Below are 25719 nucleotides of genomic sequence, written 5' to 3'. Positions count from 1 at the left end.
TGACGTAGGAAGTAAAGCTGAATGGAATTTAGAGAAATAGCATTTATTGGAGCGGGCAATATGACGCGCTCTATTATCGCTGGCATGCTCAGCAGTGATTATCCGAAACAACAGATCATCGCGACTGCGCCAAGTGAGTCAACTCGCACCGCAATTTCCACTGAATTTGGCATCAATACGTCATCGAGCAATGTCGTTGCAGCTAAATCTGCTGACGTCATTGTGCTGGCGGTCAAACCGCAAATGATGGAAGTGGTCGCTGCAGAATTAAAGGCTCTCGATTTATCATCAAAGTTGATTATATCCATAGCCGCTGGAATAACCTGTGAACGCCTGGAGGCAATGTTTGAACAATCATTGCAACTGGTCCGTGTTATGCCTAATACTCCGGCATTGATTGGTGAAGGCATGAGTGGCATATACGCTCCAAACAGTGTCTCTGAGTCAGACAAAACCTTCTCAGACCAATTAATGTCTGCAGTGGGTAAAGTATGCTGGGTCGACACGGAAGCGGGGATCAATAATATTATCGCCGCGGCAGGCAGTGCACCGGCTTACTTTTTCTTGTTTATGGAAGCGATGCAACAAGAAGCCATTGCACAGGGGTTTGATGAGAACACCGCGAGAATGTTAGTGCAGCAAACCGCATTAGGTGCAGCGGAAATGGTGGTTGCGAACCCCGATTTAGGGTTATCAACACTTCGAGAGCAAGTGACTTCGAAAGGCGGAACGACAGCTCAAGCACTCGCAACCTTTAATCAGCACAATCTTAGCGATATAGTAGCCAAAGCCATGCAAGCGGCTGTGACACGCGCTGAAGAGATGGAATCACAAATTTAAGCCCTATTGGTGCTCATACATTATTAAGAGGACGCACTATGCAGTCAGTAACTTTTTTAATCCAAGTCGTATTTGACCTCTACATTATGGTGGTCTTAATGCGTATTTGGCTTCAAGCCGCACGCGCGGACTTTTACAATCCATTCTCTCAGTTTGTGGTTAAAGCGACCCAACCTTTCGTCGCGCCACTGCGTCGAGTTATTCCCTCAATTGGAAGTTTAGATCTCGCCACAATCGTCTTTGCGTATTTAGTGACGCTACTAAAATATACGCTGTTGGTGCTTGTTGCTTCAGCAGGTGCGGTGAAATTTGATACCACGCTAATACTGCTTTCTGCGCTATCGGTGGTTAAACAATTTGGTCACCTAGTATTCTGGGTGTTAATTATCCGCGCTATCATGAGCTGGGTAAGTCAAGGTCGCAGCCCAATTGAGTATGTTTTTTCACAGCTGTCTGAACCTTTCTTAGCCCCTATTCGTCGCCTATTGCCCGATTTAGGCGGTATTGACCTAAGTTTGTTGATTGTGATTATTTTGCTACAATTCGCCAACATGCTTATGGGTGATTTCTTAGGCAACCTTTGGTATATGGCCTAGGCAATAAGTATCGTCATGCCCTCTTGGTATAGTAAAAAAGGCGAAGCCATTGTGCTTCGCCTTTACGTTCAACCTAAAGCCAGTCGCGATAAAATCGTCGGCGAGCATGGTGATGAACTAAAAATAGCGATTACCGCACCGCCCATTGACGGTAAAGCCAATGCCCACTTGGTTAAGCTGCTAAGTAAATGGTTTGGCTTACCCAAAGGCTCAATACACATAGAGAAAGGGATGCAAGGACGCCATAAACAGGTGTTATTAGACTCCCCTTCCACCCTACCTAAAGAGATTGAATCACTGTTATGACTCTTCGAATATTTACCTTGCTAGCTTGTCTAATTTCACCCTTTTCCATAGCAGCTCAATTTCAAAACATCAAAGACTTAGAAGTGCACTACTCGGCATTCAATGCACAGTTTTTGACTGCAGAAGTTGCCCGCAGCTACGACATTAAACGAAGTGGCTATAATGGTGTTATCTCAATTAGCGTTTTAGACCGCTATCAAGCTGGTAAACCCGCGATTGAAGCCAAAGTGACAGGCAGCGCCAAGAACTTGCTGGGTAGCCAGCGTAAGCTCGACTTCAAGCCCATTAAAGAAGGCAATGCTATTTACTACATTGCTCAATTCCCGATTACTAATGAGGAATTGCTAAGATTTACGATTAATATTGATGGCCAGCTAAAAGGTAAAGGCCCAATTAATTTCCAACAAACTTTCTACACCCAAGAGTGATCCCATGACCCAATCGATCGTTTTAGCCACTGGCAACCAAGGCAAAGTCAAAGAGATGGCAGATCTGCTATCGGAGTTTGGTTTTACTGTGCACGCACAAAGTGAATTTGATGTTCCCGATGTCCCAGAAACTGGCACGACCTTTATTGAAAATGCCATCATCAAAGCGCGTCATGCTGCAAAGATCTCAGGTCTTCCCGCCATTGCTGACGATTCTGGGCTTGAAGTCGATTACCTTAAAGGCGCACCGGGTATCTATTCTGCGCGCTTCTCTGGGGAGGGCGCTACCGATGAGAAGAACCTCAATAAGCTATTGCAAGAGATGCAAGGCGTTGAAGAGTCGCAGCGCACTGCACGCTTTCATTGCGTATTGGTGTTGATGCGTCATGCGGCGGATCCAACGCCACTGATTGCCCATGGTAAGTGGGAAGGCCGTATCCTTACTCGCGCCCACGGCAGCAATGGTTTTGGTTACGACCCTGTATTTTACGTTCCTGAGGAGGATTGTGCGTCGGCTCAGTTAGACCCTGCACGCAAGAAGCAGCTGTCACACCGCGGTAAAGCATTGGCGTCGCTCTTTGCTCAACTCAAAGCGCAGCAATAATCGTGACCATCACACCACCGCCTCTAAGCTTGTATGTACACATCCCATGGTGTGTACAAAAGTGCCCCTATTGCGATTTTAACTCGCACGCTCAAAAAGGTGAGATCCCTCAAGCGCAATATATTGATGCTCTGCTTGAAGATTTGGACATCGACTTAAAGCGCTACCAGATATCTCCAAGTGCGAGGCCACTGACATCAATATTCATTGGTGGCGGAACTCCAAGCCTGATAGAGCCTCAGCATATCGGTCGCTTGCTCGATGGTATTAAGCAGCGAATTGATTTTTCAGGCAACATCGAAATCACCATGGAAGCCAATCCAGGTACTGTCGAAGCCGAGCGTTTCGCGCAATACGTGGTTGCGGGTGTTACTCGTATTTCTATCGGTGTACAGAGCTTTGAGCAAGAAAAGCTATTGACCCTTGGTCGTATTCACGGCAAACAAGAAGCGTTAACCGCCGCAAAACTGGCTCATACTATTGGTCTGAATAGCTTTAACTTAGACTTAATGCACGGCCTGCCAAATCAATCCCCACAACAAGCGATTGATGATTTAAAAATGGCGATTGAGCTTAATCCACCCCACTTGTCATGGTACCAACTGACGATTGAGCCTAATACCTCTTTCTATTCCAAACCACCCGTCTTGCCCGATGACGATGATTTATGGGATATCTTTGAAAAAGGGCATGAACTACTGTCTGAAGCGGGTTACATCCAATATGAAACCTCTGGATACAGCAAGCCTGGTTATCAGTGCCAGCACAATCTTAACTATTGGCGTTACGGTGATTATTTAGGCATTGGCTGTGGCGCCCATGGCAAGCTCAGTTTCGAAGACGGCACCATCACACGAACAGTTAAAGTAAAACACCCTCGCGGGTATCTAGACCTAACTAAAGAATATTTAAGTGATGAGAGCCAAGTCAGCCAAGAAGAGCGCCCGTTTGAGTTCTTTATGAATCGCTTTAGATTGCTAGAGAGTTGCCCAAAGCAAGAATTTGTATCGCGTACTGGGCTACCGCTAGAGGCGATAAACACGCCCGTTCTGGAAGCAATCAATTTAGGCTATTTAGAAGAAAGTGAAGATCATTGGCAGATCACTCAAAAAGGAAAGCTATTCCTTAACGACCTGTTGGCTCTATTTGTCTAAATAAAATGGGGTCAGAGTCATTCGACTCTGACCCCATTTTTTTACGGCTTAACCGCGACCAAAATATTGCGATTGATGGAAGAGTCGACTTTGTGCAAATACCCAGAGTATGGCGCTTCACTGAGCACTTTAAACCCATGGTTTTCGAAGACTTGAGCGAGGCTGCGCCACTTAAGCGTAAACTCATTAAAGCTAAGTACAATCGCGCCTTTCGGTTTTAACACCGCTTTCCACGCATGTAACGAATCATCCACCAGCTCTAGAGGGCTGCGCGCCATTTTTACGTCTTTTGCGGACTTACTGCCATGCTGCACCCCATAAGGCAAATCAGACACCATTACGTCACAGCTGTTCTTTTTAAGCACCTGATCGGCAATGCGAGTGTCCGCTGCGTAAAGCCTCAGTTGCTGAGTATCGCCTGCATTAAACGCCTCTTTTTTAGCCGCAGCTTCTAGTAAAAAACCGTCAGCCACTTTTTTACCTTGTGCCGACTGCTTAAGCTTTTGAGTTTTGTGCTTAAAGCGACCGTTCTTCATGAACTTAACGATAAAGGTTTGAATTTCATGAACCGACTTGGGGTTTATCTCGACACCAACAACATTGAGCCCTTGGATCAACCCTTCGTATAGCGTTGTTCCTTTGCCACACATGGGATCTAGCAAGGTGATCTGTTCGGAGTTGGTTTGAGCCGCACTGACCGCGAGATTGATCATCAGCCGAGTAAATTGCTCGTTGGTTTTACCGGTATAACGCAAGATTTGACTCATACTTTGTGGAAAAGTATGAGTCGGCTCTGGCGACAAAGGTCTGAGCAGATCGCCTTCAACAACTTCAAACAGCGCGTAATAAATAGACGCCCCTGTGAGCCGCGTTTGGGCCTCTTGGGACAACGCTTCGGTTGTTGAAAACGCCAGTGCGGCGGGTAAGCCGATATCACTGTCGAGTGACGTTTCAACGTGAATATTTAACCCTGCTAACATCGCAGTAATTTCGGAGTGCGCTATCGATAGTGCAGCCTCGAAATAGATGCGATTGTGACCAGGATTAGCCAAAATGACGTATTTATGGATCGTACTCATGAATCTTTTAAAGCGGTAAGCTTTTCCCACGGCTTGTATGTGAATCGGACGTAAACCTACAAATGGAGCTAGGCAGTACGTTTATATTTTATGTCCCACACACCGTGACCAAGACGATGTCCGCGAGCTTCAAATTTAGTTAATGGTCTTTCATCTGGACGAGGAATGTAAGGTCCCTCAGTCGCAATATTAGCGTAACCAGGCGCTTGCTCCATGATTTCAATCATGTGCTCTGCATAGTTTTCCCAATCGGTCGCCATATGAAATATGCCAGTCTCCAACTGCAACTTGCTGCGCACCATCTCAGCAAAGCCTAATTGAACGATGCGACGCTTATGGTGACGTTTTTTATGCCAAGGGTCTGGGAAGAACAGTTGCACCGTCGCTAAACTGCTTTCAGGGATCATATTGGCGAACACTTCAACCGCGTCGTGGCACATGACGCGCAAATTCGTCACACCCGCTTCTTGAGCAGACGACAAACAAGCACCCACACCCGGGCTATGAACCTCAATACCAATGAAGTTTTTATTTGGCGCGGCCTTAGCCATTTCGACCAACGACGCACCCATACCAAATCCTATTTCAAGCACGACTGGGTTGTCATTGCCAAACACCTCTTTCCAAACCAAAAGCTGCTCTTGGTAATCAATACCCATTGTTGGCCAGCACTCATCCAGTGCTTTTTGTTGGCCTTTGGTTAGGCGCCCTTCACGACGAACAAAGCTACGTACTTTACGTATCAGCTTACCGTCTTCGGTGTATTCATTGGTGGTTACGTCACTCATTGATCTGTCTGCTCTTATTTCATTCGAAGCGAGAATTATCCAAAGAATAGTTCATGGTGCAAGTTTTATTGCGATCCCCATAGATTTTTGAGGGTTTTATTGACCGCAGTTCTATGTTGCAATGCGTCGCACTATCAGCAATCAATGAACAATAATGACTCCTTTTGCGCGAAACATCTTAACTTGGTATCAAGACTACGGCCGTAAGAACTTACCGTGGCAACAGGGTAAAACAGCTTACCGCGTATGGCTGTCGGAAGTGATGCTTCAGCAGACCCAAGTCGCCACGGTGATCCCTTACTTTGAACGATTTGTAGAGACGTTTCCCGACGTTGAGTCGCTGGCGAATGCAGACATAGACTCGGTGTTGCATCTTTGGACGGGTCTTGGCTATTACGCTAGAGCTCGTAACCTGCATAAAGCGGCTAAAGTAGTGACATCTGAGTACGGTGGTGAGTTTCCTCTCACGCTCGAGCAGATGAATGCGCTTCCCGGTGTCGGTCGTTCTACCGCGGCTGCGATTCTCTCTTCGGTATACAATCAGCCTCATGCCATTCTTGATGGGAATGTAAAACGGGTACTTGCACGGCACAACGCCATTGCAGGGTGGCCAGGTAAAAAAACCGTCGAGAATGCTCTTTGGGAGGTTGCAGAGCAGTTGACACCTAAAACCGAGGTTGAAGATTACAACCAAGCGATGATGGATATAGGGGCGCTGGTGTGCACGCGAACCAAGCCTAAGTGTGGCCTTTGCCCGGTATCGTCAAGTTGCGTAGCCAATGAACAAGGCAGTCAAACCGATTATCCAGGTAAAAAGCCCAAGAAAGAGAAGCCGGTAAAGGCTGCTTGGTTCTACCTAATTCATTGTGAAAACGAGATCTGGCTTGAGCAGAGACCAAGCAGTGGCATCTGGGGGGGGTTACACTGCTTTCCAGAGCGAGACAACCACCAACCAGAGCAAGTTTTAGAGGCTCTTTCAATACCACATTCAGCGGTTCACTCTACCGAACACCTCAATGGTTTTAGACACACCTTTAGCCACTATCATTTAGACATTAATCCCGTATTGGTAAAATTAGCTCAGCGCCCAAGCGTTATCATGGAACAAGGAAACGGTATCTGGTATAACTTAACCAATCCGATTCAAGTAGGGCTGGCTGCACCTGTCAAACAGCTTTTAGAGTCACTCCCTTACGAACTTAATCAAAAGGAATCCTTATGAGCCGCACCGTATTTTGTGCCCGTCTAAAACAAGACGCCGAAGGTCTCGATTTTCAACTTTACCCTGGTGATTTGGGCAAACGAATCTTTGATAACATCTCCAAACAAGCATGGGGTGAATGGCAATCTAAACAGACTATGCTGATCAACGAGAAAAAGTTGAACATGATGGATCCAGAGCACCGTAAGTTGTTAGAAGGTGAAATGGTCAAATTCCTTTTTGAAGGCCAAGACATTGTGATTGAAGGCTACACTCCTCCTAGCGAATAAGAGACCATTGGAACAAATTGGTACCCAATACCCGTGCATGTCATCTGCATGCCGATGTGACATGGGTACCTCTTCCTACGCTGTATGAAAAATCTCCCATTTATTGTTTTATTACTTACGTTGGTCGGTTGTAGCCGAGAATTTATCGAAGGCATGTACGACGTTAACTACGAGCCAACCAATCGTTTTGCTACCAACCTTGCTCGCCTACCCGGCCAATTTGAGCGAGATACTGACGCGCTTGATCGCCTTATCACTAATTTTTCTGGCGACATCGAAAAACGCTGGGGCCGTAATGAAGTTAAGATCGCCGGCCGTAGCAATTACGTCAAATACATCGATAACTACCAAAGCCGTGCAGAAGTAAACTTTGCTACCGGTAAAATCACAATTTCGACCGTTGCCACTGAAGATCCGAAAAAACATTTACGTACTGCTATTGTCACGACCCTGCTAACTCCTGATGACCCAATGCAGGTCGATCTATTTTCGTCACAAAATATACGATTAACGGGCGAACCCTTTTTGTATAAGCAGGTTGTTGATCAAAATGGACAACCGATACAGTGGAGTTGGCGAGCCGGAAAGTTTGCTGATCATCTAATTGCCAACGAAATAAAAACTAAGCAAATTGATTTCAAAGTCGCTCACTATGTTGAGATCCCAATGGTTCAACAGCACTTTGAGCTACGCAGTTACAAATACTCAGACATTGTCCAGAGAGCATCTCAACGCTATGATATTCCAGAGGATTTGATCTACGCGATCATTAAAACAGAGAGCAGTTTTAACCCCTACGCTGTCAGTTGGGCTAACGCTTATGGGTTGATGCAAGTGGTGCCAAAAACAGCAGGAGCCGATGTCTTTAAGTTGGTCAAAAAGAAGCCGGGGATCCCTACTCCAGAGTATCTATTTAACCCAGAAAACAACATCGATACAGGTACTGCCTATTTTCACATTTTGAAAAATCGCTATCTTAAAGATGTGCAAAATCCTCTGTCATTGGAGTACAGCATGATTTCCGCGTACAACGGAGGCTCTGGGGGCGTGTTAAATACATTTGATAGAAACAGCCGCAGTAACGCAATGAGCAAGCTCAACTCGTTACAGCCAAATCAGGTGTATTGGGCGCTAACCAACAAGCATTCCAATGCGGAAGCAAGACGATATTTAGAAAAAGTCACCAACTACAAAGCCGAGTTCAACAAAGGCAAAGGGTGATTTTTGAGGCTTAATCGTCAAAAGTGTGCAAATACTCAGCAAATGAATTTTTATTTGCCTAATTTTGAAAAAATCAGTTGACGGAAGCCGAGAAAATCCGTTTAATAGCGCTCCGTTGCCTCGATAGCTCAGTCGGTAGAGCAGAGGATTGAAAATCCTCGTGTCGGTGGTTCGATTCCGCCTCGAGGCACCATTTTTTATAGTGGTCTTGATAAAGAGCAACGTGATTCACAGCAAAGCTGTGACGTGTCGGTGAACTAGCCGTCCGCGTTCGATTCCGCCTCGAGACTCCATTATTTATTTGGTGTTGAAAGTTGCAACGTTAACAATCAAAACCGAAGAAAAAGCATTTAGTGTGCCGACTTAGCTCAGTAGGTAGAGCAACTGACTTGTAATCAGTAGGTCACCAGTTCGACTCCGGTAGTCGGCACCATCTATTTGCCTCGATAGCTCAGTCGGTAGAGCAGAGGATTGAAAATCCTCGTGTCGGTGGTTCGATTCCGCCTCGAGGCACCACTTATTTTTTAAGTGTTGCTTTATGAAAGTGCAATTAATTTTGCAGCGAGGCTGCAACGCGTCGGTGAACTAGCCGTCCGCGTTCGATTCCGCCTCGAGGCACCACTATTTATAGTGTTGCTAAAGTAAAAGCAATTCTAACAAGAATTGTTCCCCCTTAGTTCAGTTGGTAGAACGGCGGACTGTTAATCCGTATGTCTCTGGTTCGAGTCCGGAAGGGGGAGCCACATTAGAAAGCTCTGGTCATTTGGCCAGAGCTTTTTTCTTTTCTAACGCCACTGAAAACTATTTTCATCGCATTGACGATAGCCTGAGCATTCAACTACCTTGAATACCGCTACCTTTTTTTAAGTACCCACCCGTCAATTAGCAAGCACCGAATGGAACTTAAACTTTCCGTACTTCACATAGACTTTATATACACCTAGAAAACAGTTAAAACTCTCAATTCCCCTCTCAGTTAGCACTTTCATGTAGTTTTAAACCACCACTACCTTCAATCAGACAGACTGCTTTTTACACATAATGTCCAAAAATGGCTCACTGAGAACAGAAAACCATCAAACGCACAATTTATTGAATTTTTCTGTTGACGCCAGAGGGCAAAAACCGTTTAATACACCCCGTCGCCGACTTAGCTCAGTAGGTAGAGCAACTGACTTGTAATCAGTAGGTCACCAGTTCGATTCCGGTAGTCGGCACCATTTGCCTCGATAGCTCAGTCGGTAGAGCAGAGGATTGAAAATCCTCGTGTCGGTGGTTCGATTCCGCCTCGAGGCACCACTATTTCAATAGTGTTGCTTTTAGAAAATTTGTTTTGCAGTGGAGCTGCAACGTGTCGGTGAACTAGCCGTCCGCGTTCGATTCCGCCTCGAGCACCACTATTCAATAGTGTTGCTTTTAAAACGAAAAAGCGATTCTGTAAAAGAATTGTTCCCCCTTAGTTCAGTTGGTAGAACGGCGGACTGTTAATCCGTATGTCTCTGGTTCGAGTCCGGAAGGGGGAGCCACATTAAGAAGCTTTGGTCATTTGACCAGAGCTTTTTTCTTTCTCAGACAGATATAATTCTCAGCGAAGCTGCAGAAGCACCACTAGTTAATAGTGATGTTTTAGAAAGAAAAGCAATTCTACAAAAGAATTGTTCCCCCTTAGTTCAGTTGGTAGAACGGCGGACTGTTAATCCGTATGTCTCTGGTTCGAGTCCGGAAGGGGGAGCCACATTAAAAAGCTCTGGTCATTTGACCAGAGCTTTTTTCTTTATGGGGTATAGAGACTCTAGCTATCACTGCAATGCAACATCCAGCGAAATCCATATTTATCGGCAACTTGGCCAAAGTGTGCTCCCCAAAAGGTATCTTCTAAAGGCATCACCACTTCCCCCTCTTCTGCCAACCTATCAAAAATCATTTTCTGTTTAGCACGATCATTCATTTCGAGAGAAAACGCGACCCCTTTGTCTGTTTGCGCGCGAGTACCGTCAGACATCATTAAGGTAAATAAATCACACTCAAAGGTAGCGTGCATGACCCAGTTAGGATCGGCGCCTTCAAAAGTTTGAGGTGCTTCAGAATAAAGCTGTTTATCGCCAATTTCCCCTTCAAATACCGCACAATAAAAGTCTAACGCTTCAGCGCACTCTCCGTTAAAAAATAGGTATGGTGTAAGTGTATTCATAGTTGTCCCTTTTTGGTCTTGTAAGGCCCATCACGCTATTTTAACGAGCACTTATTACACTGTAATAGTGTCGTACAGTAACGGAGGTTCGTCGAGTTATGGACGCTTTTGACATTCTTACCGAAAACCAAATTAAGTCGTGGGAAAAACGCAAGGCTGAAGGTAAGGACACACCAGCTAAGAACCCTACTTCAGGTAAACGCTCATCGTTTGAGGCCATGCTGTACAGAAGCATACTCGACCTATACAAACAGATGGCCAGCGTTGAAGCAGGTACAAAGCAGTATGCACAACTTGATCGCCGTGCAGAGAATCTAAAAGCGCAGCTTTTAGTCTCTATGGAAAGGCAAAAGATGTTTATTAATAGCCAGATTTTTTCTCAACAATTATTGAATCGAAAGGCTGAGATATTGGGCAAACAGAAAGTGGACACCAAAGTCCTGCATCCATAGCAATTTTGGCAGCATGATGTAGCTTCAAGGTAAGTTAGAACTAGGAATAAAAAAAGGTCTGGCAAATTGCCAGACCTTGTAGTTTCACTTTGTAGTTCTAGTTAGTTAGCCTTCTAGGCCAAGCTGGTGCGCCGTTAGAATCGCCGCATATACGCTTTCTGCATTCACTGGGAAAGGCATGTTGTGAATAGTTTCACCTTCAGCGGTTGCACCTTCAGCCACTTCCATCAGTTTAGCGTGGTCGATCTCTTTAACACCCATTTCAAACAAGTTAGTCGGCAAACCAATTTCGCGGCAGAAGCCAATAACTGTATCAATTTCTTCCAGAGGTGCGTTTTCTAGTACCAGCTGGGTCAGTGTACCGAACGCCACTTTCTCGCCGTGGTAAAGGTGGTGACACTCTTCAAGTTTGGTTAGACCGTTGTGGATAGCGTGCGCTGCTGCAAGGCCGCTACTTTCAAAGCCGATGCCACTTAGGTAAGTGTTCGCTTCAATGATGTTTTCTACCGCAGTGGTACATACACCATTTTCTACGGCCACTTTCGCTTTTAGGCCATCTTCAAGCAGAGTCTCGTAACATAACTTAGCCAGAGCTTGTGCAGAGCGAGTTGGAGCGCCACCTGCCATAGTTGGCTTACCAGAAGTCATGTTAGCGCGTGCTTCGAAGTAAGTTGATAGTGCATCACCCATACCCGCTACAATGAGACGAACTGGAGCGCCTGCGATAACAGCAGTATCCATGACAACCATGTCTGGGTTCTTAGGGATCATTAGGTATTCGGCAAACTCACCTTCTGGTGTGTAGATAACCGCAAGTGCACTGGTTGGTGCATCAGTAGAAGCGATGGTTGGTACGACTACTACAGGTTTTTTCGCGTAGAAAGCGACTGACTTGGCGGTATCTAGCGTTTTACCACCACCGATACCAATGATCACATCTGCTTGTTGAGTTGCGCAGATATCTGAAATACGGTCGATCTCTTGACGTGAACACTCACCGCCAAATACGTCCATGGTCAGTGGCATATCTTCTTTAACGAAGCTCTCTTTAACCGTGTCGCCGACTAGGCCAGTAACAAACTCATCCGCGATGGCTAGCGGGTTCATGCCCAATGACTTTACGTATCCAGCGATAGAACCTAGAACATTTTTACCTTGTACGTACTTGCTTGGGCTAATGATTATTTTATCCATTGTGTAGACCTTATGTTTCACGTTATTGGTTATGTTTTTTGTTGAACTCATCTTATGTCAGATACGCAAAGCTGCTAAAAGAATCAGCGCTTTTTACCACCAGTTTTTGACCGGGTAAACAAAGCCCGCCCAAACTAAATTGCCGACAACGTCGAATAGCGCGGCAGATCACTTTCTCACGTCTACAACGTCACAGCGTTCCATTTTGGAACGCCGAATTTGAGCTAGATCGTTTCAAAATGGAACGAGTTTTTTTTTGTTGAGACTGCTTGTCAAACTTCTAACATCAATGGCAATCCTACAAATACGAATACAACAACAAGAGAATTTGCGATGAAAAAGCTAATCAATAACGTGGAAGATGTAGTCAAAGAGCAAATGGAAGGCCTAGCCCTTTCTCGTCCAGAGCTTAAAACCAACTACGAGCCGCGCTACATGTGGCACGAACAAACGCCTGGCCAAGTGGCTTTGGTATCTGGTGGCGGTAGTGGTCACGAGCCTCTACACGCCGGCTTCATCGGTAAAGGTATGCTAACAGGTGCTTGCCCAGGTGAAGTATTTACCTCGCCAACACCAGACCAAATGTACGAGTGTGGCAACCAAGTGAACACTGGCGAAGGCGTACTGTTCTTCATTAAAAACTACACCGGTGACGTTCTAAACTTCGAAACAGCGGTAGAGCTTCTACACGCTGATGGCATCAAAGTAGGTTCTGTTCTTATTGACGACGACGTTGCGGTAAAAGACAGCCTATACACAGCAGGACGTCGTGGCGTTGCTGGCACTGTATTGGTTGAAAAAATTGTCGGCGCTGCTGCAGACAAGGGCTATAGCCTAGAAAAATGTGAAGAGCTTGCTCGTCGCGTCAATAACAACTGTCGTTCATTCGGTGTTGCATTGGACGCTTGTGTCGTTCCAGCAGCGGGCAAACCATCGTTTGTGTTAGCCGATGACGAAATCGAATTTGGTGTGGGCATCCACGGCGAACCAGGTATCGAGCGTCGCAAATTTACAGGCTGTGACGACATGGTTGACCAAATGTTTGTCGAGCTGTCTGAAAACGCCTCTTACACTCGAACACTTCGAATTTTTGACCGTGAAGATGGTATCTGGAACGAAGTCGAAAGTACTATTGAAGACTTCGGTGCTGGCGAATACATCGCTATCGTTAACGGCCTCGGTGCAACACCAGAAAGCGAACTGTTTGGTGTGTACCGCCGCTTAGCAGAAAACTGCAAAAAAGCAGGCTACAACATCGCTCGCAACATGGTAGGTAACTACTGTACGTCGCTAAACATGGAAGGCGTATCAATTACGCTGCTAAAAGCAGACGCTGAAATGATCGAACTGTTCGACGCTCCTGTCGATACAGCCGCAGTAAAATGGTAATCGGAGCTCATCATGCAAATTGAAAAACAACACATCATCAATTGGTTAGAGCTGTGTGCCGATACCTACGCAGAAAACCAAGATTTTCTGACTGATCTTGACCGTGACATCGGTGATGCTGACCACGGCCTCAACATGAACCGCGGCTTTAGCAAAGTAAAAGAGAACCTGCCAAAAGTGGCTGAGCAAAACATCTCAATGATCCTAAAGAACACTGGAATGACATTGCTATCAAGCGTAGGCGGAGCTAGTGGCCCTCTATACGGCACACTGTTTATTCGCGCTGCGGCATCGGTTGGTGCTCGTGAAACGCTGAGCTATCAAGAGCTTATCGATACGCTAAAGGGCGGTGTTGACGGCGTTATTTCTCGCGGTAAAGCAGCACCTGGCGACAAAACCATGTGTGACGTTTGGCTACCTGTGCTTGAGCAAGCGAAAGTCTCTGCTGAAGCGGGTATGGAAGATCAAGCGCTGACCACTGAAATGGTTGATGTTGCAGAAAAAAGTGCCGTATCTACCATTGAGATGCAAGCCAAAAAAGGTCGCGCTTCTTACCTAGGTGAGCGCAGCATCGGACACCAAGACCCTGGTGCAACGTCATCTCTGCTTATGATTAAAGCACTTAAGCAAGCGCTAGCAGGAAGTTAATCTATGACCGGTATTGTAGTTGTATCCCACAGCCGCAGACTTGCCGAAGGGGTGGCCGAATTGGCCACCCAAATGACGCAAGGCAAGGCAAACATCGCCATTGCAGCAGGTATTGATGATCCAGAAAACCCAATTGGAACCGATGCTATTGCTGTTATGGGCGCTATTGAAGAAGTGTGTGATGACGATGGTGTTGTTGTATTAATGGATCTTGGCAGTGCACTACTCAGTACTGAAATGGCCATTGAACTGATTGACCCTGACATCGCAGAAAAAGTGAAACTGGTATCAGCACCTGTTGTAGAGGGTACGCTCGCCGCGTCTGTTGCCGCAGCTGCTGGACTCGACATCGATACCGTAATCAGTGAAGCAAAAGCCGCTCTTGGCGTTAAACAAGAACACCTTGGCGAGACCGATGACTCAGTTGCGCCGGAAGTTGCTGTTCAATCGGCTAGCGATGCACTCAGCTTTGAGTGGCAAGTGGAAAACCCACACGGGATCCATGCTCGCCCAGCCGCCAGCATCGTTGGCGCTGTTGCCGCCTTTAACTGTGACATGTGGCTAATTAAAGGTGACAAAGAAGTCAGCGCGAAAAGCCTCAACAGCATTGCAAAACTTGCCGTTAGTAAAGGCGAAAGCATCTGCTTTAAAGCCAGTGGTGACAACGCTCAAGGCGCTATCGACGCGTTTAAGCAACTTGCCCACACCCATTTCGGAGAGGCTGACCTAGTCAACAACCCTCAGCCTGAGCCAGAAACCGAACAGGTGGCCTCTGCCCCCTCTCATCAAGCAATCAAAGGAGCGATTACTGGCCTAAGCGTAAACGGTGGCATCGTAACAGGTCCTGCTGTGTTATTTAGCGCATCCATGCCAGACGTTCCGAACCGTAGTTGTGCTTCTATTGCTGATGAGCAGAGCCACTTTACCCAATCTATTGAGACGGTTAGCGCGAGTTTGAAACAGCAAGCTAGCGAGCCTCATGGCGAGATTTTCCAAGCGCACCTGCTGATGCTTAATGACCCTGAGCTACTAGCATCGGTGCAGACACGCATCGCACAAAACGTCATCGCAGAACAAGCTTGGGTTGAAGTCACTCAGCAACTCGCCCTTGAGTACAGCCAAGCTGAATCGACTTACATGCAAGAGCGTGAGGCGGATGTCCACGATATTGCCTGCCAAGTAATGCGCGTGATGACGGGTGACACCGATGCAGGTATTGCCCTAAGTGAACCCAGTATTCTTTTAGCTCGTGACCTAATGCCTTCTGACGTTGCCGGACTCGATAAAAACCTTGTTCTTGCTATCTGCTTAAGTGAAGGTGGAAAAACGTCACACAGCGCAATCTTAGCCAGAGCTATGGGCATTCCAGCCATCGTTCAAGCAAAAGGCTGTTTAGAAGAGATCCAAGCCGGGCAATATATCTCTGTAGATGGTTTTAGCGGCCTACTGTGGCACTCACCAGACAGCGATACTTCCGCAGAGCTTGAACAGAAACGTCAGCAATGGCTTGCAGAGTGCGAAGCGGCTAAAGCTAACGCACAGAGCCAAGCGGCTACGCTAGACGGACAGAAAGTTCAAAGTCTGGCTAATATTGGTGGCCCAGAAGATGTCCAAGCGGCACTCGATAATGGCGCCGAAGGTGTTGGCCTATTTAGAACCGAATTCTTGTTCCAATCTCGCGATACTCTGCCAAGTGAGGATGAGCAAACTGAGGTTTACTTAGGCATCGCCAAAGCCTTTGGTGACAAACCTATCACCATCCGTAGTTTAGATGTTGGTGGTGACAAGCCACTTAAAGCTTACCCAATGCCAGAAGAAGAAAATCCATTCTTGGGATTGCGCGGGGTTCGCTTATGTCTTGCTCATAAAGATCTGTTCGTGGATCAAATTCGCGCCGTGCTACGTGCGCACGCTCAGCAGCCAAACATTCAGTTAATGATCCCAATGATTGCCACTGTGGATGAAATTCATCAAGTGAAAGCTTTGGTTGAAGAACAAAAGCTGGCGCTAGGTTTGCAAGAGAGCAATCTACCGGTTGGGATAATGATAGAAGTGCCTGCTGCTGTGCTTAACGCCGACGCGCTAGCCAAAGAAGTGGATTTCTTCTCCATTGGAACTAACGATTTAACTCAATATGTGATGGCCGCAGACCGCGGAAACACTGATGTTGCGACCTTAGTGAACTACTTCGAACCTGCCGTACTTTCAGCTATCGAGCTTACCTGTAAAGCGGCAAAAAATGCAGGGATTGCGGTGAGCATGTGTGGTGAAATGGCCGGCGATACCAAAGCGACAGAAACACTACTTAAATTGGGGCTAACTAAGTTTAGTGCCAGCTCAACGCTATTACCTGCGCTTAAGCAAACCGTTCGTGGTATTTCATTATCAACGACAGAAACCGTGTAGTTCAGTCGTAGTGTTCAAAATGCGATTACGTTACATGTAAACAAAGGTGTTGACGCGCTCGTTCTCGTTAACACCTTTATTACCTTTATCGTTAGCTCGATCCCACTTTTGTTTCATTTTGAAACGTTAAAACCAGAATGTGAATCGCCTCACTAAGCATTGGCCAAGTAACGAATACAATGGTTCATCAGTATTTAGGTGCGCAATTGTATGCTCTCTTCCACCCCCGCCCCCCACAATGATCACAAAAAGACTTGGGACTTTTTTCAAAAGCACCATTGGGTCTCACCAGAATTCGCTCAAACACCCATTTTTGCCTCTTGGGAAAGATGCATAAAACAGTGCAGTCCGCATAACTGGTCTAAGCCTCACGTGGCATCTGGCTACACGCTAAAATCACTGATCAAACGAAATCAAAGCATCATTGCCTGCGCGACCACCGTTGTTGAAGATACGTACGATCTGCTAAGGGGCAGTGACGTCGTATTACTAGTCACCGATGACAACGGCTGTACCCTATTTTTAACGGGGGACGACAACTTACAAAATGACATGGCGGAGCTTGGCTTCAAGGTGGGGTGTTTTTTCTCGGAGGGTAAAATTGGCACCAACGCGATAAACCTTGCCATCGATACTCACATGCCTATCCAGGTCTGCACGGAGGAGCACTTTAACCGTCACTTACACAGCTTTGGCAGCGTTGCAGCGCCTATCTTTGATTCGATGGGGCGACTTAGAGGCAGCGTTGCGCTGTTTAGAAAAGATCAGCAGTTTAACCAAGAGAACTTGGTTATCACCTCTTCTATGGCGAAAGAGATCTCGATGCAAATCCACATATCGGCCGAACAAGAGAGCACTAACCGCCTGATCAGTGCCCATAATGCAACGCTAGAATGTATGGACGATGGGCTTATCGTTTGGGACGAGGAAGACATAGTTACTCTTGCAAACCAACAATCCGAAACTCTGCTCAGCTTTGCCGCCCACAAAGCCATTGATAAGCCAATCTTCGATCTGATTCGTTTTCCACCTTTTATTCAGTCGCACATCGAAAATCATAACGATATGATCCGCAAACAAACCACCATTGAAGTTAACGGTGAGTTTGTGGAAACAATCATCTCGTTCAAGTCATTGCCTGATGGCACGCATCTTTTGTTTGTTCACCCAATCGACAAAATTAGAAAGCTTGCTCAGCAACAGGCGGGCAATAATGCCAAGTTTACCTTTGCGACACTGCCAGGCATCTCGCGCAAAATAAAACACTTGGTAACGGTTGCCAAACGATGCATTAAATCCAAGGCGCCGATGCTGATTTCGGGTGAAGACGGAGTCGGTAAAACCGATCTTGCGATGGCGATCCATAATGAAAGTGGCTTTGTCGATGGCCCATTTATCACCTTAAACTGTCGCTCTCTTAACAGTGGCCACGAAAGTATGGATGAGCAGCAAGAAGGCGATGCATTGGCAGCCAAATTTGAATTGGCGCAAAACGGGACGCTGTTTTTAGAAAACGTCGAATACCTAACGCAATCCCAGCAATCCATTTTACTAAAAAGCCTTAAAACAGAACTGTTTGATTGCCCGTCGAAGCAGCGCGTTATTCCGGTAAAATTTCAATGCATTGCAAGCACCACCAGCGATTTAAGCAAGTATGTCGCTAGAAATTCGTTTGGCCGGCAGCTCTATTATCAAATCTCGGCAAACGAGTTGTATATTCCACCGCTTCGTGAGCGACAAGAAGACATTGAACACCTGATACTTAAACTAGTGAACAGCTACGAACGACGTCACAATGTTGCAGTCTCAATCGAAAAAGACGCGATGGATGCACTGGTGAATTACGATTGGCTGGCCAACAACTCGGAACTAAAAAGCCGAGTTGAAAAAGTACTACTCAATCGAAGCTCTAACCTGATTGGGTTATCCGATATCCCAGACGATCTCAAAGCTCGCTCTCTCAGCACCCACCCATTGGCGGGACTGCAATCACTAGAAGAAGCCGAAAAACAAGCGATCGTCCAAGCCTGGAACCACTTTGAAGGCAAAATGCATTTAATGGCAAAGTCCCTTGGAATTGGCCGAACCACCTTATGGCGTAAAATTCAAAAGTACGGGCTTGGTTAAGCACACTCTGCCAATGTCACTCGCAGAACACTCCCCTTTGATAGCGCTTAGTAAACCTAACGCAGTGATGACTGTCGCCTAATTTATTTAATCATTACACAAGCTTAACTCGTGCACACCGAATGCTACGAGTAAATCACGCCACTTTATAGAGCGTGCAATGCCAACAACCCATTTGTATTTTCTGCCTCTTACGGCTTCTAGTTCAAATACCAAAAACAAAAAGGCCTAATCGCAATTTGATTAGGCCTTTTAACGTTTTAAGACGTTAGATTAAAGTGCAGCTATGCCTTCAAACAACGCACGTTGTGCAGACTCAGCGCGGTAGAACACCGCTGGCTGACCAATCGGTGCTTCAACGTCAACCCACTCACCGCCGGTGAAGGTTTCGCCAGTAAAGGCGTGAACCCAGTTATCTTTCGGAAGATACACTTTCTTCAGCGTTTCGCCTTGGTTGTACACTGGCGCTACTAGCATGTCGCGACCAAACAGGTACTGGTACTTGATCTCATAGGTTTGGGCGTCGTCTTCGTAGTGCATAAACAGTGGACGTTGTACTGGCATACCTTTTTGCGAATTAAGCGCCACGGCGTCTTTGATATAAGGCTTAAGGTGCTTAAACACGCGAGTAAATTTCGCTAGGTGCAGCAAGGTTTCTTTATCGGTATCAAACTGATGGTTATCATCCGGACGATTACCTTCGTGACCACGCAAAATAGGGGTAAATGCATTCATCTCTACCCAACGCTGATACAGCTCTTTAGAGCGTTTCTTACCATGAAGTGTGGTGTAACCACCAATGTCGCTATGATGAATACCGTTCCCCATAAGGCCAGAGGAAAGCGCGGCAGGGATCACTGAAGCTAAGCCATCATCCAAACACCAGTCTACAAGCTGATCGCCGCCCCATAATGTATGGCAGTAACCTTGAATGCCCGTACCACCTGCACGCATGAAGAATAGAATGTCGTCAGTCTTACCCGCTTCTTCAATCGCTTCGTGCTGTACTTTTGCCCATCGGTAAGGCCATTTATTGTGCTCGATTTCAGCGCTAACGCCGTTGCTTAGTGTGCAGTCAGTTGGTAAGTACTCACCAAAGTCGCCCATCCAACCGTCAAGACCAAAGTCAATCATGTTGGTTTTGATAACCTCTTTATACCATTCACACGCTTCTGGATTAGTGAAATCCACCACACCACAGTAGAACTCACCAAAGTCGACCACATATTTCGAGCCGTCTTGCTTAGTTGCTAGGTAGCCTTTTTCTGCTGCTATTTTGTATAGCGGGTAATCTTCTAGTACGTATGGGTTGATGTAACCTAGGAAGTGAACACCTTGCTTTTTAAGCTCATGGATTTTGGTATCCAAATCTGGATACATCTCAGGGTTCCATTGCCAATCCCATTGGAGGCGCTTGCCAAAAGAAGTGATCTTTTTACCCTGCCAATCCTGGCACCATGCACCCGTAACTTCGACACCGTGCTGCTTAGCGATTGCGATTTTTTCAATCGCGATATCCGTACCGCCCTGCAAACCAAGTATCACACCATCGTGAACCCAGTCAGGCAGCATTGGCTGACGCCCAAATACACCAGTGATGTTTTCCATCAATGCGTCGTAGCTCTCTTCGCGATCAAGCAGTAAGTATTGTGGAATATCCCAAGCTTGAAGCTCGTGGAAGGTGTCATTGGTAAAATCAAAGTCAGCGTAAGCCGTTGTTTCTAGGTGGCAGAAGTATTTGTCGTCTGACACAAATGTAGGCTGCGGGTAGTTGGTGGTGTAGTAGTCACCGCCTGCTTTATCTTTTACATCCGCCATAAAGGTGACTTCAGTCTTTTTGTTTCGACCTACACCCGGCTCCGAAGACCAAAGAGGGAAATTTTTACCACGTAGGTTTAGGTAAGTCAGTTGCTCGCCACAACCAAATACGCGCTCATGCTTGTCAGCCGCAACACGTAGCCAGAAACGATTGTACTTTTTATCGATCGCTTCAAACTCGGCCTTGAGGCGGCCTTCTGCAGTTGGAGAAACGATCATTTTGAGAACCGCTTCACCATCAAATTTAAAGCTGATTGCAAAGGTTTCAACACCTTCACGCTCAAAGCGCTCTACGTCAAATTGACGCATTGGTAAGCGCTCTGTTACATAATCTGTAATATCGAAGTTACCACGATACATGTCGTAGTTGGCTTCACCAACACCTAAAAACAAAATTGGTGCGTCAGTGCTGTGGTCAAATACAACACGGTCTTTGTGAGTCAGGGTAAAGCCAGTCTCAGTAGTTGTTAATTTCATTTAGAACCTCGATCCGCAAAGCACAGTGCTTCGCTTAATATTTCACGTTGATGAAAACTATCTAACTCTTTAATTGTTTTGATTGTTTGTCCATAAAGAACAGAAGGGAGCTAGAAGTTGGCCTCTGCATGCCGCAGAGGCCATTAGGCGTTAAGGTATTACTTAAACTGCATGTCGTAGTCAGCTTGGATAGCCATTTCACACGTTTTGATTTCTTTCTCAAAGCGTTGTAGCCATTTCTCACCTTCTTTACCTGTAGTGCTCAAGAAGTACTCTTTAACAGGTGCTGTTTCTTTCTGGAATTCAGCTTTTTCTGCTACAGATGGGTTGTAAATTGTACCGCCAGCTTTACGGAATTCTTCGTATGCTGAGAATTCTTTATGCTTAGGATACGCACGAAGGTATTGGTTTTGTGCATCCACACCATCAACGATCACTTGCTTAAGCTCGTTAGACATTGACTTGAACTTCATGTCATTGAATACCCAAGCGCCACCCATGTACGCGTGACCATCAAGGATCATGTAGTCGAGGCTTTCGTGGAATTTGTTCTGTACGATATCAACGATGCCGTTCTTAGTACCGTCTACAACACCGGTAGAAAGTGCAGTGTATACTTCAGGCCATGCGATAGGTGTTGGTGCGCCGCCTAGCTCTTTAACCAACTCTTGTTGGATTCGTGCTGGTACGGTACGCAGTTTCAGGCCTTTCACATCCGCTGGAGTCTTAACTTGTTTCTTAGTAGTTGCAATGTTACGCCAGCCACCAGAGTTAGATACCATCATTAGACGAACGTTAGGTGCGCGCTGCATAAGCTCGCCACGAACATCACCCAAGAACTCTTCATTGTCGTAAACACACTCAGCTACGCGGTCGTTTGGTAGCAAGTATGGTAGGTCAAACGCGCCTACTGGGTTCCAAAAGTTAGCAAGCTCAGCGGTTGTGGTTTGGAAGTAATCAAACATGCCCGCTTGAACTCCGGCAATACACTCCTTGGCATTACTACATAGCTGGCCTGATGGGTAAATATCTACTTCAATTGCACCGTTTGAGCGAGACTCTACATAGTTTTTGAAAACCAAAAGAGATTGGTGGTTGTAGCTGTCTAGGTTAGATACGTGCGGTACAGTTAGTTTGTAATCCGCTGAGTATGCAGCACCTGAGGCAAGCAATGCTGTAGTAGCAATGGCCAGTAGTGATTTTTTCATCGTATGTTCCTTATAGTCTTATATATTTTGATTCACGTATTCTTTAAACCTGGTCACATCACACCGAGTAGTTTCGGAAGACCAATTACCAAGTCTGGGTAGAATGAGATTAAGAAGATGATCAAGAACTCTACAATCAAGAATGGAATGATCGCCTTCGATATTTTTTGTAGCGGCTCTCCAGATACCCCTGCGGCAACAAACAGAACCAAGCCCATAGGCGGTGTCGCAAGGCCAATAGAAAGGTTGATAACCATCACTACACCGAAGTGCACAGGGTCAATACCCAAATTGATCATGATTGGCGCAATGATTGGCGCAAAGATCAAGATAGCTGGACCTGCATCGAGGAACATGCCCACGATGAACAGGAAGATATTGATGATGAAGAACAGCATGATTGGGTCACGAGTAATGCTCATGAAGAAATCATTCACCATACCCGATATGCCCGAGAAGCTAACAGCAGACGCAAACCCACTCGCGGCCGCGACAATGATCAGTACCGCAGCAGCGTTGACAGCCACTTTAGCAAATAGCGCGTAGGTCGCTTTCATGTCAGCAACTTTGATGACATAAATCGATAGGAAGATTGCGTAGGCTACTGCAACCGCAGCGGCTTCAGTTGGGGTAAAGATACCACCGTAAATACCGCCTAAAATGATAACTGGAGTAAGTAACGGCAGAATAGCGAGCTTAAGGCTGGTCTTACGATCAAGCTTGCTTGCACGTGGCAGAGTCTCGACCTCAGGATATTTGGCGATCTGGAAGCGGTTCACCACCATCAAGCCCAAGCAGAAAATAATACCTGGGACGATGCCTGCGATAAACATCGCGGCTACTGAGGTGTTCATAACAAAGGCATAAAGTAGCATCAAACCAGACGGTGGGATGATATTACCCAATACTGTTGCCGCTGCCGTTAGTGCCGCGGAGTAACTCTTGTTGTATTTGTATTTGGTCATTTCAGGGATAAGCATGTTGCCGATCGCTGATGTCGCGGCTACCGCCGAGCCAGTCAAAGCGCCAAACAGTGTTGAGGTCAAGATAACCACATGACCAAGACCACCTCGCAGGTGCTGAACACGCGTCTGAGCAAAAGAGATGATGCGAGGGGTGATACCACCACTAGACATACATTCGCCCGCTAGCATAAAGAACGGTAGTGCGAGCAGTAAGAAGTTATCCAAACCAGAGTAAAGACGCTGGTAAAGCATGTTGATGAACAGGACCTGATCATTTTGTACAAAGGTGATGATGGGAGACAAACCCAAAGCAAACAGCACCGGTACACCGATCAGTAGGAAAACCAAGAAATAGAGAACGAAAATTGGAGAAACCATGATAAGACCTCTACTCTGCCGCTTCGGCCGCAATTAGCGACTTTTTATAAGCGTTAAAATGGATAAGGTTGTGCAGAGAGCCAGCCAGTTTTTCTAAGGCAGCGAAGCACGAGATAAACAACATAATTGGTGGCATGGCATACACAACGTACATTGGAATAGGAAGACTATCTGCCATTACCGAGCCAGTCTTGAAGAAGGTGTAGCCAAAGTAGATCCACACAACAAATAGAACGATTGCACAGATGTGAGCCACAATCATCAGCAACTCATACACTCGAGTTCCTTTTAGTTTGTCGGTAATAAAGGTCATCGCGATATTGCGATCTTGTAGATAGATGAGCGGCAGACAAAGGTAGGTCATGTAAATCATCAGAAAGCGTGATGATTCGTCCGTCCAGCTAAGTGGAATATTCAAAATGTAGCGGCAAGCTACCTGTAGCAAAACGATCAGTGTCATCACAAACAACATAAAACCGGCTATTTGAGCGGTCCAGCGCGCGACAGGGGCATTGATCGTATGTAAAGCGTTTTCAATTGCTTTAAGCATAGAGTCACCATTGATTCTTTTAAAAAATGTTTGCTAAGAGAGGGTTAGCCCTCTTGGGATGTGTTAAGCAAGGTTTTCGTTGAGGTTGTCGCTGCTTGACCGTTAGACTTAATAACTGGTGTCAGCACAAGCTCTTACGCAATGCTCAAGACCTTCGATGATCCAATTGATTGGAAGTGGTACCTACGGGGTCTTTGATGAGGGGGTGACCCACAGCTAAAGTCCTTGATTTGGGCTTGGAAGTACACATTGTAGAGACCTTTTATTGCTATTCACGTTATGTATTTTGAGCCATCTTTGCGCATGGCCTCTTTGTTATTTTTTAATCCTACGTGATTGTGAATTTCATTCCGTGAAGCCATTCACAATCACATCGAACCTGTCGCTTTTTGTACGTTTACCATCACAAAAATGACAAGTGGAAACGTTAACACGGTTTCACTTTTGTTCGATTACGCTTTTCCAGCCGATCCGAATAGGCGAATTTTGTGTTGTACAACTTCGACCATAGACGCAATACCCGTGTTCATTACGTCGGCTAGAATGAAGTCATTCTCATTCTCTTTCCAGTGAGCTTGAACGCCTTTGATGAAGCCTTGACGAAGCTCTGTATCAACGTTGATTTTTGCAACGCCACGCTTAACGGCTTCAACCACTTGGTCATCTGGCACACCAGAACCGCCGTGTAAAACAATTGGCTTTTTAACTGCTTCTTTGATTTCAGAAAGACGATCGAATTTAAGCTCAGGAGTGGTCTTGTAAACGCCGTGTGCAGTACCAATTGAAACTGCAAGGTAGTCAACACCAGTGCGCTCAGAAAAGTCTAGAGCCTCTTCTACCGTGGTGATCATCGCGTCTTTTTCATCAACCGTGATGTCATCTTCTGTACCACCAATCTTACCAATTTCACCTTCCGCACCTAGCCCTAGAGCATTAGCAACTTCAACCACAGCTTTAGTAATACGGATGTTGTCTTCAAACGGTAGTGCCGAGCCGTCAAACATCAGTGATTGGAAGTCACGCGTTGCCGCTTCCATGCATTGTTCAAACTTACGGCTGTGGTCTAAGTGAACACAGATTGGTACAGTAATTTGGTGATGCTCTATCAACGAGTCGATAGCGTCACGAAGAGGTTTCATGCCCATTTCATTAATCGCTTTTTGACCAATCTGGATCATAATTGGTGACTTTTCTTGCTCAGCGGCAAGCAATACTGCTTTGATTGTTTCTAGGTTATGAGCGGTAAAAGCGCCGATGGCATAGCCATTGTTCCACGCTTCTTGAATCATTGTTTTACCAGACATGTAAGGCATGCGAGAAATCCTCTTTGGAATTGTTTGTTGGTTACAGAGCTAAAGTAGCAGTCAAAAGAACTCATTTCTGTTAGTTAGCTATCATTTTATTACAAA

The 25719-nt window shown here is 46.0% G+C and carries 23 protein-coding genes and 8 tRNA genes; 22 read left to right on the top strand and 9 right to left on the bottom strand.

Annotated features, from left to right (window positions below):
* Nucleotides 1-21 precede the first annotated feature (21 nt).
* Genes proC through hemW form a run of 6 tightly spaced genes read left to right on the top strand, consistent with a single transcriptional unit; the run spans nt 22 to nt 3928 of the window.
* A complete protein-coding gene (gene proC / locus ST37_RS03585; protein WP_084883867.1) occupies nt 22-840 on the top strand; it encodes a pyrroline-5-carboxylate reductase in 819 nt (272 codons plus the stop codon).
* Between the two features lie 38 nt (nt 841-878).
* A complete protein-coding gene (locus tag ST37_RS03580; protein WP_084883866.1) occupies nt 879-1436 on the top strand; it encodes a YggT family protein in 558 nt (185 codons plus the stop codon).
* A gap of 15 nt (nt 1437-1451) precedes the next feature.
* Nucleotides 1452-1742: a DUF167 family protein YggU gene (gene yggU, locus ST37_RS03575; RefSeq protein ID WP_084883864.1), complete on the top strand. Its 291-nt coding sequence runs from the start codon at nt 1452-1454 to the stop codon at nt 1740-1742.
* On the top strand, nt 1739-2170 hold the full coding sequence (locus tag ST37_RS03570; protein WP_084883863.1) for a DUF4426 domain-containing protein: 432 nt from the start codon (nt 1739-1741) through the stop codon (nt 2168-2170). The genes yggU and ST37_RS03570 overlap by 4 nt, the downstream gene beginning before the upstream one ends.
* A gap of 4 nt (nt 2171-2174) precedes the next feature.
* Nucleotides 2175-2774 (top strand): XTP/dITP diphosphatase, encoded by a 600-nt coding sequence (locus tag ST37_RS03565; protein ID WP_084883861.1) that lies wholly within the window; start codon nt 2175-2177, stop codon nt 2772-2774.
* Nucleotides 2774-3928 (top strand): radical SAM family heme chaperone HemW, encoded by a 1155-nt coding sequence (gene hemW, locus ST37_RS03560; protein ID WP_084883860.1) that lies wholly within the window; start codon nt 2774-2776, stop codon nt 3926-3928. Before ST37_RS03565 ends, hemW begins: the two co-directional genes overlap by 1 nt.
* Nucleotides 3929-3969: 41 nt before the next feature.
* Here the strand turns inward: hemW and ST37_RS03555 are convergent, their stop codons facing one another.
* Both ST37_RS03555 and trmB read right to left on the bottom strand, forming a co-directional pair.
* Nucleotides 3970-4998 (bottom strand): DNA methylase, encoded by a 1029-nt coding sequence (locus ST37_RS03555; protein WP_084883980.1) that lies wholly within the window; start codon nt 4996-4998, stop codon nt 3970-3972.
* A gap of 77 nt (nt 4999-5075) precedes the next feature.
* Nucleotides 5076-5795, bottom strand: coding sequence for a tRNA (guanosine(46)-N7)-methyltransferase TrmB (gene trmB, locus ST37_RS03550; RefSeq protein ID WP_084883858.1), 720 nt, complete (start codon nt 5793-5795; stop codon nt 5076-5078).
* A 154-nt stretch (nt 5796-5949) separates the two neighbouring features.
* Here trmB and mutY point away from each other — a divergent pair, with 154 nt between their 5' ends.
* The 11 genes from mutY to ST37_RS03495 all read left to right on the top strand — a co-directional run bounded on the left by mutY (nt 5950) and on the right by ST37_RS03495 (nt 10242).
* Nucleotides 5950-7017 carry an A/G-specific adenine glycosylase gene (gene mutY, locus ST37_RS03545; RefSeq protein WP_084883856.1) on the top strand — a complete coding sequence of 356 codons (1068 nt, stop codon included), beginning with the start codon at nt 5950-5952 and terminating at the stop codon, nt 7015-7017.
* Complete coding sequence (locus ST37_RS03540; protein WP_084883855.1) at nt 7014-7286, top strand: oxidative damage protection protein; 273 nt, start codon at nt 7014-7016, stop codon at nt 7284-7286. The genes mutY and ST37_RS03540 overlap by 4 nt, the downstream gene beginning before the upstream one ends.
* 84 nt (nt 7287-7370) lie before the next feature.
* Nucleotides 7371-8507, top strand: a complete 1137-nt coding sequence (mltC, locus tag ST37_RS03535; RefSeq protein WP_084883853.1) for a membrane-bound lytic murein transglycosylase MltC — start codon at nt 7371-7373, stop codon at nt 8505-8507.
* Between the two features lie 117 nt (nt 8508-8624).
* A tRNA-Phe gene (locus tag ST37_RS03530) sits at nt 8625-8700 on the top strand.
* Between the two features lie 164 nt (nt 8701-8864).
* A tRNA-Thr gene (locus ST37_RS03525) sits at nt 8865-8940 on the top strand.
* Between the two features lie 7 nt (nt 8941-8947).
* Nucleotides 8948-9023: transfer RNA gene (locus ST37_RS03520), tRNA-Phe, on the top strand.
* A 151-nt stretch (nt 9024-9174) separates the two neighbouring features.
* Nucleotides 9175-9250 (top strand) — tRNA-Asn (locus tag ST37_RS03515).
* 401 nt (nt 9251-9651) lie between these two features.
* Nucleotides 9652-9727 (top strand) — tRNA-Thr (locus ST37_RS03510).
* Nucleotides 9728-9730: 3 nt separating this feature from the next.
* Nucleotides 9731-9806: transfer RNA gene (locus ST37_RS03505), tRNA-Phe, on the top strand.
* A 151-nt stretch (nt 9807-9957) separates the two neighbouring features.
* Nucleotides 9958-10033: transfer RNA gene (locus tag ST37_RS03500), tRNA-Asn, on the top strand.
* A gap of 133 nt (nt 10034-10166) precedes the next feature.
* Nucleotides 10167-10242: transfer RNA gene (locus tag ST37_RS03495), tRNA-Asn, on the top strand.
* A gap of 57 nt (nt 10243-10299) precedes the next feature.
* Here ST37_RS03495 and ST37_RS03490 read toward each other — a convergent pair.
* Nucleotides 10300-10698 carry a VOC family protein gene (locus ST37_RS03490; protein ID WP_084883852.1) on the bottom strand — a complete coding sequence of 133 codons (399 nt, stop codon included), beginning with the start codon at nt 10696-10698 and terminating at the stop codon, nt 10300-10302.
* A gap of 98 nt (nt 10699-10796) precedes the next feature.
* On the opposite strand from ST37_RS03490, the gene ST37_RS03485 reads away from it, so the two are divergent.
* Entirely contained in the window at nt 10797-11150 is a 354-nt protein-coding gene (locus ST37_RS03485) for a hypothetical protein (RefSeq protein WP_084883850.1), read from the top strand.
* Nucleotides 11151-11255: 105 nt separating this feature from the next.
* Here ST37_RS03485 and ST37_RS03480 read toward each other — a convergent pair whose 3' ends face one another.
* Entirely contained in the window at nt 11256-12344 is a 1089-nt protein-coding gene (locus ST37_RS03480) for a glycerol dehydrogenase (RefSeq protein ID WP_084883849.1), read from the bottom strand.
* 333 nt (nt 12345-12677) lie between these two features.
* Between ST37_RS03480 and dhaK the strand changes: the two genes are divergently transcribed.
* From dhaK to dhaR, 4 genes are all read left to right on the top strand, one after another.
* Entirely contained in the window at nt 12678-13733 is a 1056-nt protein-coding gene (gene dhaK / locus ST37_RS03475) for a dihydroxyacetone kinase subunit DhaK (protein ID WP_084883847.1), read from the top strand.
* A gap of 12 nt (nt 13734-13745) precedes the next feature.
* Complete coding sequence (gene dhaL, locus ST37_RS03470) at nt 13746-14381, top strand: dihydroxyacetone kinase subunit DhaL (protein WP_084883846.1); 636 nt, start codon at nt 13746-13748, stop codon at nt 14379-14381.
* 3 nt (nt 14382-14384) lie between these two features.
* Nucleotides 14385-16787: a phosphoenolpyruvate--protein phosphotransferase gene (ptsP, locus tag ST37_RS03465; protein WP_084883844.1), complete on the top strand. Its 2403-nt coding sequence runs from the start codon at nt 14385-14387 to the stop codon at nt 16785-16787.
* A 210-nt stretch (nt 16788-16997) separates the two neighbouring features.
* Nucleotides 16998-18914, top strand: coding sequence for a dihydroxyacetone kinase operon transcriptional regulator DhaR (gene dhaR / locus ST37_RS03460; RefSeq protein ID WP_084883843.1), 1917 nt, complete (start codon nt 16998-17000; stop codon nt 18912-18914).
* Between the two features lie 273 nt (nt 18915-19187).
* Here the strand turns inward: dhaR and ST37_RS03455 are convergent, their stop codons facing one another.
* The 5 genes from ST37_RS03455 to ST37_RS03435 form a co-directional block, all read right to left on the bottom strand.
* Nucleotides 19188-21209, bottom strand: coding sequence for an alpha-glucosidase (locus tag ST37_RS03455; RefSeq protein ID WP_084883841.1), 2022 nt, complete (start codon nt 21207-21209; stop codon nt 19188-19190).
* Nucleotides 21210-21367: 158 nt separating this feature from the next.
* Nucleotides 21368-22417 carry a TRAP transporter substrate-binding protein DctP gene (gene dctP, locus ST37_RS03450; RefSeq protein ID WP_084883840.1) on the bottom strand — a complete coding sequence of 350 codons (1050 nt, stop codon included), beginning with the start codon at nt 22415-22417 and terminating at the stop codon, nt 21368-21370.
* A gap of 53 nt (nt 22418-22470) precedes the next feature.
* The gene (locus ST37_RS03445; RefSeq protein WP_084883838.1) at nt 22471-23760 is read right to left on the bottom strand and encodes a TRAP transporter large permease; all 1290 of its coding nucleotides are present in this window, start codon (nt 23758-23760) and stop codon (nt 22471-22473) included.
* A gap of 10 nt (nt 23761-23770) precedes the next feature.
* Nucleotides 23771-24310 carry a TRAP transporter small permease gene (locus ST37_RS03440; RefSeq protein WP_084883836.1) on the bottom strand — a complete coding sequence of 180 codons (540 nt, stop codon included), beginning with the start codon at nt 24308-24310 and terminating at the stop codon, nt 23771-23773.
* A gap of 452 nt (nt 24311-24762) precedes the next feature.
* Entirely contained in the window at nt 24763-25623 is an 861-nt protein-coding gene (locus ST37_RS03435; protein WP_084883835.1) for a class II fructose-bisphosphate aldolase, read from the bottom strand.
* Between the last annotated feature and the right edge of the window lie 96 nt (nt 25624-25719).

Source organism: Vibrio sp. qd031, assembly GCF_002100145.1.
Taxonomy (GTDB): Bacteria; Pseudomonadota; Gammaproteobacteria; order Enterobacterales; family Vibrionaceae; genus Vibrio.
The sequence above is the reverse complement of the archived record's forward strand: the minus strand, read 5'-3'. Positions and strand labels throughout refer to the sequence as shown.